At 38.2% G+C, this 13,108-nt stretch carries 10 protein-coding genes; all 10 read right to left on the minus strand.

Features of this window, described 5'->3' with window-relative positions:
- Positions 1-90 precede the first annotated feature (90 nt).
- The 10 genes from B5473_RS16740 to B5473_RS16785 all read right to left on the minus strand — a co-directional run bounded on the left by B5473_RS16740 (position 91) and on the right by B5473_RS16785 (position 13,104).
- Positions 91-2,451, minus strand: coding sequence for an EAL domain-containing protein (locus tag B5473_RS16740; protein ID WP_176142098.1), 2,361 nt, complete (start codon positions 2,449-2,451; stop codon positions 91-93).
- Positions 2,452-2,782: 331 nt separating this feature from the next.
- The gene (locus tag B5473_RS16745; RefSeq protein WP_079527216.1) at positions 2,783-4,306 is read right to left on the minus strand and encodes a class I adenylate-forming enzyme family protein; all 1,524 of its coding nucleotides are present in this window, start codon (positions 4,304-4,306) and stop codon (positions 2,783-2,785) included.
- Positions 4,307-4,528: 222 nt separating this feature from the next.
- Positions 4,529-5,125, minus strand: a complete 597-nt coding sequence (locus B5473_RS16750; RefSeq protein WP_079527218.1) for a CAP domain-containing protein — start codon at positions 5,123-5,125, stop codon at positions 4,529-4,531.
- 140 nt (positions 5,126-5,265) lie between these two features.
- Complete coding sequence (locus B5473_RS16755; RefSeq protein WP_079527220.1) at positions 5,266-6,708, minus strand: S-layer homology domain-containing protein; 1,443 nt, start codon at positions 6,706-6,708, stop codon at positions 5,266-5,268.
- A gap of 633 nt (positions 6,709-7,341) precedes the next feature.
- Positions 7,342-8,835, minus strand: a complete 1,494-nt coding sequence (gene glpK / locus B5473_RS16760) for a glycerol kinase GlpK (protein WP_079527222.1) — start codon at positions 8,833-8,835, stop codon at positions 7,342-7,344.
- A gap of 20 nt (positions 8,836-8,855) precedes the next feature.
- Entirely contained in the window at positions 8,856-9,653 is a 798-nt protein-coding gene (locus tag B5473_RS16765) for an MIP/aquaporin family protein (RefSeq protein WP_079527224.1), read from the minus strand.
- Positions 9,654-9,823: 170 nt separating this feature from the next.
- Positions 9,824-10,390, minus strand: coding sequence for a glycerol-3-phosphate responsive antiterminator (locus tag B5473_RS16770; protein ID WP_079527226.1), 567 nt, complete (start codon positions 10,388-10,390; stop codon positions 9,824-9,826).
- A 113-nt stretch (positions 10,391-10,503) separates the two neighbouring features.
- On the minus strand, positions 10,504-12,147 hold the full coding sequence (locus tag B5473_RS16775) for a glycerol-3-phosphate dehydrogenase/oxidase (protein WP_079527228.1): 1,644 nt from the start codon (positions 12,145-12,147) through the stop codon (positions 10,504-10,506).
- 214 nt (positions 12,148-12,361) lie between these two features.
- Entirely contained in the window at positions 12,362-12,565 is a 204-nt protein-coding gene (locus B5473_RS16780; RefSeq protein WP_008403962.1) for a zinc ribbon domain-containing protein, read from the minus strand.
- A 119-nt stretch (positions 12,566-12,684) separates the two neighbouring features.
- Complete coding sequence (locus B5473_RS16785) at positions 12,685-13,104, minus strand: DUF4279 domain-containing protein (RefSeq protein ID WP_079527230.1); 420 nt, start codon at positions 13,102-13,104, stop codon at positions 12,685-12,687.
- Positions 13,105-13,108: the final 4 nt, after the last annotated feature.

Below are 13,108 nucleotides of genomic sequence, written 5' to 3' on the forward strand. Positions count from 1 at the left end.
AATTTTGTTTTTCTTTAAAATAAAAAATCCACCGTTTTGATGAACGGTGGATTTTCACTATTAGGGTAAGCCCCTATTTTCTTTATAATTTTATAAAAACGAATCCTCAAACTCCTCAATCGGACATGGTTTGCCAAAGTAATACCCTTGAATATATCGGCAATTTTCTCCTAGTAGGAAATCCAATTCTTCTTTTGTTTCAACACCTTCAGCGATCACTTCTAATTTTAGAAGTTGCGCCATTTTTATCATGGCCGATGTAATTGTGGCGTTTTCAGGTTTGTGGGAAATATCCCGGATAAACGATTGATCTATCTTTACCCCATCTATTTTAAATATCTTCAAATAGTTGAATAATGAATAACCCGTTCCAAAGTCATCGATATAAATTTTAACGCCCATTTCTTTTAAATCCAACAGTGTTTTCTGAACATTTTCTTCATTGAGCATAATCGAATTTTCGGTAATTTCGATTTCTAACCATTTGCCTTCTAGCTCGTATCGTTCTAATAATTCACTGATTTCTTCAGCAAACCCTTGCTGTAAAAATCGCTTAGAACTAATATTTACACTTATCGGAACAAGCGGCAGCCCGGCATTTCTCCATGCAACTAACTGTTCACAGACTCTTTTCTTCATCCATTTTCCGATGGCTATTATTAAACCTGTTTCTTCAGCAATCGGAATGAATAGTCCTGGCGAAATTAAACCATGTTCCGGATGATTCCATCGTACAAGCGCTTCTGCACTCACTATTTTGCCTGTTAATACATCTACTCTCGGTTGGAGATAGGCAACAAATTCTTCATTCATAATTGCTTTCCTTAAATCTCGCTCTATCACGAATGACTGGTAATTCGCCTGGTTCATCGAAGAATCATAAATTTGATACATATTTCGACCGAACTCTTTTGCCTTGTAAAGTGCAACATCCACCCTTTTCATCAATTCAGTTACATTGGCATCATTGGATAGATAAAAGTCAATTCCAATACTCGCAGTTAAAAGTAATTCTGAACCTTGCACATAAAAAGGATTTTTTAAGCTTTCTAATATGTTTTGGGCGATTTCAATTACTTCATCTCTCGTTTCAAAGTTCGGGCAGAGAAGCATTAATTCATCGCCACCCATTCGGGCTACATGGAACTTATCTTTATAAGGATTGGTGTTCAGTCTTACTGCGATTTGCTGTAATAATCCATCGCCTACAGCATGCCCTAACGTATCATTTATCGATTTAAAGCGGTCCAAATCTAAAGATAATATCGCCATCATCTTTTGATTTTCTTCTGCCAGTTTTAGTGACTCCTGAATTTTTTGTTCCATCCACCGACGATTTGGTAAACCAGTTAATTCATCATGATGGGCTAAAAAGGCATTGCGTTCTTGCACAAGTTTTTCTTCAGTAATATCTTTTCCAATTGAATAGATTACGTCTATTTCTTTATCTATAAACATTGGAACTAATGTTACATTTAAAAATCTTCGTTGCCCGTTATTCTTTACTTCAAACTCAAAAAATTGAACCTCTCCGTGTAATACCTTCTCAAAGTAGGCTGCAATAACTGGGCGTTCTTCTTCAACAGTAACATCGATAATACTCATTTTTCCAAACACAGTTTCATCAATTGCGATTAGTTTCAATGTTTTCTCATTCATATGTAAAATGGTACCTTCTTTATCCAGCATAGTAATATACTCATGACTGTAGTTCATTAAAGACTGGTATCGTTCTTCATTTACTTTTAATTGCTTTTGAACCTCTCTAAATTGCGAAAAATCGTGAACGGTTCCAACAATTTCAATTACTTCCCCGTTATGCCGGATAGGCTCGATATCAACGAAAATAAGTTTGCCGCCTAACTCTATCTCATATTGTACTTTTTTACCTTTGAGCGCTTTTGTATACATTTTTTCTTTCATTTTTGCAATGTCTTGTTCAAATACATCAAAAGGCGATTTGGATAAAATCATTTCCGCACTCGCGCCAATTTCATCCATTAGCTTGCCTTCTGACATGATATATTTCAAAGTACCATCTTGATCTTTTCGAACTTTGAAAATTCCATTTTGCAGGTTTTGAAATGTTCGAATAAAATTCATTTTAAACTGAGTTTCCATCTGCTTATTTTCTGTAATATCAGTTTGGAAACTAATGAAATAATACGGCTGTCCTTCTTCATCAAGGATTGGCACGATGATTTCAAATACCCAGAAAACAGTGCCATCCTTGGCTCTATTTTGAATTTCACCACGCCAAGTATTACCGCTCCTAATCGTTTCCCATAGTTGTATGAAAAACTCTTTCGAATGAAATCCAGAATTGACTATTCGATGGTTTTGCCCTATGATTTCTTCCTTTTCATATTTTGATAGTCGGCAAAAATTATAATTCACATAAAGTATTGTGCCGTCATAATCTGTAATCGTTATATTTGTTGATTCATTCATAGCATTTAAAATATCGTCCAGCATTTTGTGAACTATGTTAGATTCAATGATTTTTTTAGAATCAAAAGAGGAAAGAAAAAAATCGCTAATTTCCTCTCTAATATTTGATATTTCATTTGTATTGACGCTCATATAATCACCTATTGTTTCGCAATATTTCTAATTTAATATATTATTCTTTATTATTTTACTTAATTTAACCTATTAATGCATTAAACAATTTAGTAATTTATTACGTTAGACATAATTATTAAAAAAAAACTGTACCCCAATTGTCAAATGTTCCTAACAATTGGGATACAATTCACATGTACTCTATATTATGGCACTGTTAATTGATTATTTTTTCTTTCCAGTTTTCTCGTAATTGATATTTTAATATTTTCCCTGATACATTTCGTGGTAAAGATTCTACATATATAAACTGACGCGGCAGTTTATAACCCGCTAAATGACCGCGGCAATAGGCTTTCATATCTTCTTCATCGATCTCTATATCTTCCTTTTTAACGATCACAGCTGTTACGACCTCGCCCCATTGCGGATCTGGTAAACCGATTATTGCACATTCTACAATGCCAGGGTAACCATTTAAGATTTGTTCAACTTCAACCGAATAAACATTTTCTCCGCCTGAGATAATCATATCCTTTTTACGGTCTACAAGTGTAATATAACCTTCGTCATCTATCGTCGCTAAATCACCCGTTAAAAGCCAATCATCTCGGAATGTTTGCGCTGTTTCTTCCGGTTTTTTATAGTATTCTTTCATAACAGATTCACCGCGCATTATGAATTCCCCAACTTCACCAGGCAATACATCTTCCATATAATCATTTACTACACGAACGTCCAGAAAAGTCATCGCTTTTCCACTCGCACCAAGCTTTGTCTTATGTTCTTCCGGCGTTAAATAAACCCCTCCTGGTCCACCTTCCGTTAAACCACAGGCATTATAGAACTGGTCAGAACCTAAATACTCTACAGCCCTTTCAATCATACTTGGTGACATCGGTGCCGCTCCGTACACATAGCCACGAACAGTTGATAAATCATACGAACCTTTTGGTACCATGAAAAACGCGTTGTACATAGCAGGTACACCAAAGAATAGCGTAACTTTATGCTGTTCTATCGCCTTTAAAGATTCTACTGGATGAAAGTCACGCATCATGACAACCGTTGCACCGGCAAAGAAGCAAGATGTGAGAACCATATTTAAACCTGCCGAGTGGAATGCTGGCGCTACGAGTAAATAAATGTCATCATGATTTAATTTCATCATGACCGTTTGCGCACTATTCAAATTTGTTACATTACCATGTGTAAGGAGTGCCCCTTTTGGCTTGCCTGTTGTACCTGATGTATACAAAATTTGTGCAGCATCTGCAGCAGTAATCGGTACATCAGGGTTTTCGGTTTGTGAAGTATAAATTTCTTTTATGGAGACAATTCCTTCTTCAGTATCCCCAACACTGTATATGACCGGCTTAGCCGTAATATCAGCAGTGGCGTTTTTAGCTATTTCTGTTTGATCGGCGTCTGTAATAATAGCGATTGAATCAGATTGCTCCACAATATAATTAAGTTCTTTAGCCGTTAGACGGAAGTTAATAGGAACAATGACACCTCCTGCTTTCATAACGGCATACGCGCAAATGACAAACCAATGGGAATTTTTTAAAAACAGACTGACTTTATCGCCTTTTTTTAAACCTTTGTTAATGAACCCATTACTATATCGATTAATCTCATCGTTTAATTCTTTATACGTGTACGTGTAATCCCCAAATACTAATGCTTTTTGATTTGGCATTCTACTTGCGTGCGATAAAATCGGTTTTATTAAATCCAAATACTCATCCTCCTAATACTTTCTTTGGAATAATATATTCTCCCGAAATAAATTTATAACTTATATCTCCTGTAATATATTTCGAAGGCGCTCCCGATTGAAGCTAATATAATCTCGCAATAAAATGAAAACGAGCGCTGACTCTTTTTACAGAAGTCGCGCTCATTTTTGGATTACTTTTAAATAGAAGGTAATCAATATTTCTATGGTTTTTTAATAGTTTTATTTCTTAATAAACATTTGTGTCCAGTAGTTACCATCTTCAACATAGCCTACACCAATATGCGTAAATTTCGCATCCAGAATGTTTGCTCGGTGGCCTGAACTATTCATCCATGCTTCCATTACTTGTACAGCTGATTTTTGTCCTTTTGCAATATTTTCACCTGCTGCTGTATAGCTGATACCGAATTTTTTCATCATATCAAATGGTGAGCCGTATGTAGGGCTTGTATGGCTGAAGTAATTTTTATCGTGCATATCTTGAGATTTATATTTCGCAACACGTGCTAGCTCCCAATCAATTTTAAGTGGTGCTAACCCTTGCTGTGCGCGTTCCTTGTTTACTAGGCTTACAACTTGCTCTTCTACTGCTTGTTGTTCATTTTCTGAAATAGTAATTTTATCTCCAACATAGATCATATCCGGATTTTTTAATGTAGGGTTTAAAGCAATTAATTCGCTTAGTCCGATTTGATTTTTAGAGGCAATCTTCCAAAGCGTGTCCCCACTTTTTACTGTATAAGTAGCTGCAGATGCAGTAGCTGGTAGCGCAAATAGCATCATACTAAAGAACAACACGATACTTTTTTTCAACATTCTTAAATCATTCCTTTCTCGTTGTCTGTTACAAGCTTACTAGAGAAATGTGGTGATTTCACTAGGGAATGAATGGCGCTTCTTTTGCAATTCCATAACAAACATTACAAGTGTGACAATCCCTCTGTATTCAACCTCTGTTAAATATAAAAACCTAGCCAGACGATTTTATAACAGTCTGTACCATCACAAGATTTTTCCGTTATTTTATGCTCGAAATCAATATCGACGATCCCTTCCTTCTGTCCGGACGCAGTGGCTCGGAACAGATTAGTTCCTGGATCTCTAGTAACTGTTACCATTTGATCAGCATTTTTTGTTCTGATTGTATGTTTGCCTATACTGTATTTGCCCCCCATATCAATTAAATCAGAAAGTTGTTCTTTAACAACTTTGATATCATAATTGAAGCTGGTCTGATTCGGTTTAGCTTCGATCCCATACCTCACTTCTTCTCCATCTTTAAAATAAACGGTTGCAATAAACTGACCTTGCTGTTTAATATCAAAACAAACCGAATAGCTATATTGGCAATCTTCGAAAGTTAAACTTGAAGACACATGTTTATCATCCATTGTATAAAGAGTTATTTTCTCGACATCTTGACTTGACCGATTTCGTGATTCATCAAAAACTGATAACTCTACTGGAGTAGCATGGGAGGTATCTTTTTCCTCCAACGTCGGTATCAATTCGCCGTTCTCTTTTTTTATATGAACATAATATTTTTTATTGACAGTTTTGTTTGCCTTTAGTCCACGGACAATTAGCGTACCCGTACCTTCTTTCAATGGTACTATCTGAATTTTATCTTCAGTTTTGCCCGAAATTAGTTCTTGACCTTTCACCAGTATCCCGTGAAATACGCTAGAATCAATTTTTTCATCTTCTATCCATTCTATCTCTTCCAAATCGATTTCAGCTGGCCCTATTGTCACCATTGGCGGTTTCAAATCTTCTGTAGCTTTCAGCATTTTTGCAGCTTGTCCTCTTGTGATAAAAGCATTTGGACTGAATTTGTCAGGGGCCGTCCCTCCAACAATGCCGAATTTATAAAGGATTAAAATATTATCGGCATGCGATCGTAAGTAGTAATACGGTATAACATCTTTGAATGGGTTGACCATATCATGCCCCGATATATTATAGCGTGGAAGATCGAACGCTTTGACAAGTATTGAAGCCATCTGTCCCCGTTTGATAGGATCGTTCGGCCCATATCGTCCATCCCCGTAGCCGCTGATTATCCCATGTTCAGCCATTGCTGCAATCGACTTATAGTAACCGTTTGAAGTTGTGACATCTTCAAAACCCGGATTTTTTACGTTGGAAGTGTCCAAGTTGATCATCTTCGTAATGATAGCGGCTGCCTGTCCTCTTGTAATCGTGTTGCCGGGTTTAAACGTACCATCCGGATACCCTCCAATAATGTTTCGTTCTGCCAATTCATAAACAGCTCCGGCGTAATATTTTGATGACGGTACATCTGAAAATTGCTTAGTTGATGCAGCAAATGTGCTGGCTAAAACGAGGTTACACGTTATAAATAGTACCGTGAATATGGTCGTTAATCGTTTCTTCATCCTCTCGCTTCCTTTCGTTTTGAAAATTTTATTATCCATTTCCCTGATTTATCGGGTTTCACTCGCTTCTTATGGTAACTTGACTGTTTACTTCATAATTTTGGCAGCGAGCAATTTCAGTCTTCCCCCAATCAGTAATGTGCTGTACTGACGGGGAAAATGGAAATTAGTTTCATTTTTTTTACTATTAAATTGTAGGAAAGAATCATATCCTATGAGATTGTATGGAAAAATGCGCCGATTCCTTTTACAAAAACCGCGCTCGCTTAATTTGATATACCGCATAGCATCATTATTTTCATCAAAATAAAGGATAAATGCCTACAAACAAAAGCGCCAAAGTGCCCGTTCAACACCGACAGTCATTGGAGTGCCGGACGCAAAAATAAAGGCTTCACCACTTTTACTCGAAAGAGACCTGAAGATGAGAGAAGTTGGCGCTTTAGCCTAGACGTAGACAGGCGTTTCGTTCAAAGTGTTCCACCATGCCCAAATTTAAAATTTGGTTAACAACAAAAAACTGTATGAGCAGCTAATTCGCTACCCATACAGTTTTATGCTGACTATTCATTTTAAGAACCCATGTTGCAAGAGCATGCAATATCCTAACGAATACCTATCCTATCCACCCGACTATTTAAAAGCCTGAGCTGCCTTAACCGCTTTGCCCCAGCCTGTGTATAAAGCTTCGCGCTCTTCTTCGCCCATCTCAGGCTCAAATTTATGATCTAAATTCCAGTAGTTTGAGATGTCATCTAATGTTTCCCAATAGCCTACTGCTAAACCAGCCAAGTATGCTGCGCCTAAAGCCGTTGTTTCATTTACAACCGGACGATCTACCGGCACATTTAATAGGTCTGACTGGAATTGCATTAAGAAGTTGTTTTTCACTGCGCCGCCGTCTACACGTAATGTGCTTAACGGAATTCCTGAATCCGCTTCCATTGCACCTAATACGTCACGCGTTTGATAAGCAAGCGACTCAAGTGTAGCACGTACGAAATGCTCTTTTTCTGTACCTCGTGTTAAGCCGAATACTGCACCGCGTACATCCGAATCCCAGTAAGGCGTTCCTAGCCCAACGAATGCCGGTACAACATACACGCCTTCAGAAGATGTTACACGTGCTGCATATGCTTCACTTTCCTCCGCTTTACGGAACATACGTAACCCGTCGCGCAGCCACTGGATAGCAGAGCCCGCTACGAAAATACTTCCTTCTAGCGCATACGTTACTTTGCCGTCTAAGCCCCATGCGATTGTCGTTAATAAACCATGATCAGATTTTACCGCTTTTTCACCTGTGTTCATTAACATAAAGCAACCAGTGCCATATGTATTTTTCACCATTCCTTGCTCGAAGCAAGCTTGCCCGAATAATGCTGCTTGTTGGTCGCCCGCAATACCTGCGATTGGAATTTCTTGACCGAAAAATTTATCTGCATCTGTATGACCGTATACTTCAGAAGAAGATCGCACTTCTGGAAGCATCGAAGCTGGAACTGTTAAAATATCAAGTAGTTCTTCATCCCATTTCAAATCATAAATATTGAACATTAATGTTCGGGATGCGTTTGAATAATCAGTTACGTGCACAGAACCGTTCGTTAATTTCCAAATGATCCATGTATCAATCGTACCGAATAAGAGATCCCCATTTTCCGCTTTTTCACGAGCTCCTTCTACATTGTCCAAAATCCATTTCACTTTTGTCCCTGAGAAGTATGCATCAATGAGTAATCCTGTTTTATCGCGGAACGTATCATTTAAGCCACGCGCTTTTAAATCTTCACAAATTTCTGCTGTTTGTCGTGATTGCCAAACGATTGCATTGTAAATTGGTTTACCCGTATTTTTATCCCATACGACTGTCGTTTCACGCTGGTTTGTAATACCAATACCTGCGATTTGACTTGCGAGTACATTTTTCTCAGATAACACTGCAGCGATACATGAAAGCACGGAAGACCAAATTTGTTCCGGGTTATGCTCTACCCAACCTGATTCCGGGAAATATTGCGGGAACTCCTGCTGTGCTGTATGAAATACCGTACCATTTTTATCAAATAAAATTGCACGTGAACTAGTTGTACCTTGGTCTAGCGCCATCATAAATTTTTCTGTCATCTTCAAATCCTCCTACTCTTCTACTCTTCTACTTTCGATACTGTCATTTGTGCAGCTACGAAAATCGCCGCTACTACTACACTGAAAATCCAGAATAATGTTGCATCTGCTCCATTCCAAATAAAGCTGAAAAATACTGCTCCGTAAACACCGCCGATAATCGGGGCAACTACAGGTACCCATGCATACCACCAAGCTGAATCTCCTTTACCTGGAATCGGTAAAAGCGCATGTGCAATACGTGGACCTAGGTCACGGGCAGGGTTAATCGCATAACCAGTTGGACCACCCAATGCCATACCAATTACAACAATTAAAATACCAACTAAAAATGGATTTAATCCTGAAGTAATTTCGTTTGTGCCTAAAGCTAAAATCCCTAATACTAATGCGAATGTGCCGACCATCTCAGCAATCATGTTTGAAGGTATATGTTTTACTGCTGGAGTTGTTGAGAATACGCCAAGTTTTGCACCTTTGTCTTTTGTGCCTTTCCAATGCGGTAAATAAACAAAGTACACTAACACAGCACCTAAAAACGCTCCCAGTAGTTGTGCAACGATAAACAATGGCACATCCGCCCATGCAAAGTTGCCAATTGTTGCAAGAGCAATTGTTAATGCCGGGTTTAAGTGTGCCCCGCTAATGCCCCCTACTGCATATGCTGCCATCGCTACGGCAAAGCCCCATGCAAAAGTGATTACGACCCAACCGCCACCTTGACCTTTTGATTTGTGCAATGAAACACCTGCTACTACGCCGCCACCGAATAATATTAGCAGCATAGTGCCGACTAACTCGGCTGTAAATGTTGACATTTCATAACCTCCTTAGCTCATGTATATTCCGTTAATAAAATACTTAGAAGAAAAAAAAGTCCGCAAGTAACAATTGTTTTACGAATTCACGTAAACAATTGTACATGCGGACTCCTTTACTCAACCACGTATTTATTGACTTAGTAATCATAATAGTTTGAAATTATTCATTAGTCAACAACTTTTTGAAAACGTTTCCACAATTCTTTATTGGAGGTAGTAATGGCAATTGCCCCTGCATCAAATGCCTGCTTAATTTGCTCATCTGTCCGAATTAGGCCACCTGTAATAACAGGAATACCTGTTTGCGTAGATACTTCCTCAATCATTTCCGGGATCACACCTGGAAGTAATTCAATAAAGTCCGGAGCCGTTTGTTCAAGGAGCGAATAGCTTTTTTCCAGCGCAATTGTATCGATTAAAAAGACACGTTGAATCGCCAATATACCGCGGGATTTCGCTTTTAAAATCATATTGGAGCGTGTAGAAATAATGCCTGCCGGGCGAATATCGTTACATAAATAATCCGCGGCAAAATTATCCGTCTTCAGACCGTGTATTAAATCCGCATGAATAATTAATTTTTTTCCATGACGATCGGCCTCTTGTTTTAGCGAGCGTAATTGGCTTAAATGCACTTCTAGCAATACGATATATTCGAATTCACTTTTTACTACTTTATCAAACTGTTTAATTGTTCGGGCAGCAGGAATAATTTTCTGATCATTAAACGGCATAACATCCTCCTATATTTAGAAATCTGTTTATATTAATATGGCTCATCGGCTGCGTTAATTCAAATCTCCCACGCAATCGATGAGCCAAAATTATATCACAATATTATTTTACATTATTTTGCGGTTGTTGCACGCTTAATTTCAATGTTCAACAGTTCTGTAAACTCCGATAATTGGGCATCTGTCCAATGTAACTGCTGTGCCATATGTGCAATGACCGCATCCTTATGTGCCAATACCGAAGCAATATTAAAGAACATATTACCCGTACGGCGCACGAAGAAATCGACAGGTGTCGTCACAAGCTCATGCTCGATACCGTATTGCAGCTGCGCAAATAAAGCTTTCGGCATCGTGTCGTTTGCTTTCGCCACATAGCTAAATACTTTTTCAACATTCGAGCCATAATGCTGTGCTAAATACGCCGCTTCTTCTTTCGTTAAGCCCGCTTTCACACCTAACTCTGTCTTTTTCGAAATAAACGTTTGGATATGTTTTGAGCCGCCTACTTCACCACCAGAAATCGGGATGTTTTTAGTAATACAAGGTTTGCTCTCTACACCAAATTCCGCTTTTAGGCTCGCTGAAATTTTATTTACAACTGCTTCCGCCATTTTACGATAGCCTGTTAATTTACCGCCCGCAATTGTAACTAAGCCTGAATCAGATTCCCATACTTCATCATGACGGGAAATTTCTGATGGTCCTTTTCCTTCTTCATGAATTAACGGACGTACACCCGCCCAGCTTGATTCAATATCCGCATCCGTCACTTTTACATTCGGGAACATGTAGTGGATGGCGTTCATAATGTAATCGCGATCCGATTGTTCGATATCCATATTGCGTGGATCCCCTTCATAAAACGTATCAGTCGTACCAACATACGTTTTACCGTTACGCGGAATCGCAAATACCATACGGCCATCCGGTGTATCAAAATAAACCGCCTGTTTTAACGGGAACTTCGACTCATCAAATACGATGTGCACACCTTTTGACAAAATTAAATGTTTACCGCTTGTTTTTCCTTCAATGCTACGAACATCATCTACCCATGGACCCGCCGCGTTCACGACTTTTTTCGCATGTATTTGAATTGTTTCATTAGAGAGTAAATCTGTCGCTTCAATGCCGATAATCTTTTTCGCATCATTATATAAAAAGCCTGAAGCTTTCGTATAGTTTGCTAAAACGGCACCTTTTTCAATCGCGACTTTTGCAACTTCGATTGTTAAGCGTGCATCATCAGTACGATATTCAACATAAACACCGCCGCCTAATAAATCAGCTTGCTTTACTAGCGGTTCTTTTTCTAATGTTTGCGCACTATTTAACATGTAGCGGCGCTCTGATTTTTTTACCCCCGCTAAGAAATCGTACACACGTAAACCAACAGATGTAGAGAATTTACCGAATGTACCACCTTTATGGAACGGTAATAACATCCATACGGGCGTTGTAACGTGAGGACCATTTTCATACACGATCGCACGCTCTTTTCCTAACTCGGCTACTTCTTTAATTTCAAATTGTTTTAAATAACGTAAACCGCCGTGCACTAATTTTGTTGAGCGGCTTGACGTACCTGCCGCAAAATCCTGCATTTCAACTAATGCGACTGATAATCCGCGCGTAATGGCATCAAGTGCAATCCCCACACCTGTAATACCGCCTCCGATAACTAAAACGTCATATTCTTTGCTCTGTAAATCATTCATGATGACTGAACGTTGTAATGATGAAGCTGTTGACATATTAATTCCTCCTTAAATGTAGACAAAAAAAGAGAGACCTTAAAGCACCACACAAATATCGCTTTGTGCGTTCTTTAAGGTCTCTCTTTAACTCAAACCGGTCTATTAACTTGACCTTATCTTAACGCCACAGAAGGAAAAATGCAAGACATTTACATTATTAGTTCTGATTGATCAAATCCGGTAAGTCAAAATTAACTTTACATTTAATCTTTTAACCAAAAAACAGGTCAAAAATATTTGAGGCTGAAGACGATTTTTTATTATAGAACTCTGAATATCCACAGTTATTGCAGTAAACGACTATAAACTGATTGTGCTGAACATCAAACATTTTAGATAACCCTGTACCAGTCATCGCCACTTCTTTCTTGCTCGCATCCTTACTTCCACATTTTATACAGCCTTTTTCAGACATATATAGTCCCCTCTCCCACTTTACGATTTGTTATACTTTTATACGGAATCGAGTGGAAAAAAGTTTCAGTAATTAGGAGTTCGATAAATGGAATCAACGCTATCCTTAAAACGTCTTTCCTAATCGTTGTTATTATATATATCGAATTCAAATTCCCCATTTACTTGATTGGCAAATTCAATTGCCTTATTATTCATAACAAGCCCTCGTGTTTGCTGACAATTAAAACAAACAACCGTAACTAATTTACATCTCAGATTGTAGTCATCTACATATTTTTTAATAATCTCTATTGAGTTATATAGTGTATTTACAATGTTGTGAATTTGTTCCTCTGGATAGTCTGTCATTTGGTAATCTACCCCGTACTCCCATGCAGTTTCAAATCTTACATGTTTTGTTTTACCTCGAATAAATGCCTCACCTTTTCTGTAAGCTTCTGTTGGAATGATTCCTATTTCTCTAGTGAATTCCTCCAAAGGAAAGTCCTCTCCAAATAAAGTAAAGTATGCCCTAGTTTCTGTACAATAATCTTCCATCTTG

The organism is Solibacillus isronensis (assembly GCF_900168685.1).
In the GTDB taxonomy this organism is placed as follows: Bacteria; Bacillota; Bacilli; order Bacillales_A; family Planococcaceae; genus Solibacillus; species Solibacillus isronensis_A.

What these genes read in the sequence shown, in the direction of transcription:
- B5473_RS16750 (WP_079527218.1), bottom strand. Translation starts at nt 5,125, where the DNA reads ATGTTGAAAAAAAGTATCGTGTTGTTCTTTAGTATGATGCTATTTGCG.
- B5473_RS16755 (WP_079527220.1), bottom strand. Translation starts at nt 6,708, where the DNA reads ATGAAGAAACGATTAACGACCATATTCACGGTACTATTTATAACGTGT.
- B5473_RS16765 (WP_079527224.1), bottom strand. Translation starts at nt 9,653, where the DNA reads ATGTCAACATTTACAGCCGAGTTAGTCGGCACTATGCTGCTAATATTA.
- B5473_RS16780 (WP_008403962.1), bottom strand. Translation starts at nt 12,565, where the DNA reads ATGTCTGAAAAAGGCTGTATAAAATGTGGAAGTAAGGATGCGAGCAAG.
- B5473_RS16785 (WP_079527230.1), bottom strand. Translation starts at nt 13,104, where the DNA reads ATGGAAGATTATTGTACAGAAACTAGGGCATACTTTACTTTATTTGGA.
- B5473_RS16770 (WP_079527226.1), bottom strand. Translation starts at nt 10,390, where the DNA reads ATGCCGTTTAATGATCAGAAAATTATTCCTGCTGCCCGAACAATTAAA.
- glpK (WP_079527222.1), bottom strand. Translation starts at nt 8,835, where the DNA reads ATGACAGAAAAATTTATGATGGCGCTAGACCAAGGTACAACTAGTTCA.
- B5473_RS16740 (WP_176142098.1), bottom strand. Translation starts at nt 2,451, where the DNA reads ATGAATGAATCAACAAATATAACGATTACAGATTATGACGGCACAATA.
- B5473_RS16775 (WP_079527228.1), bottom strand. Translation starts at nt 12,147, where the DNA reads ATGTCAACAGCTTCATCATTACAACGTTCAGTCATCATGAATGATTTA.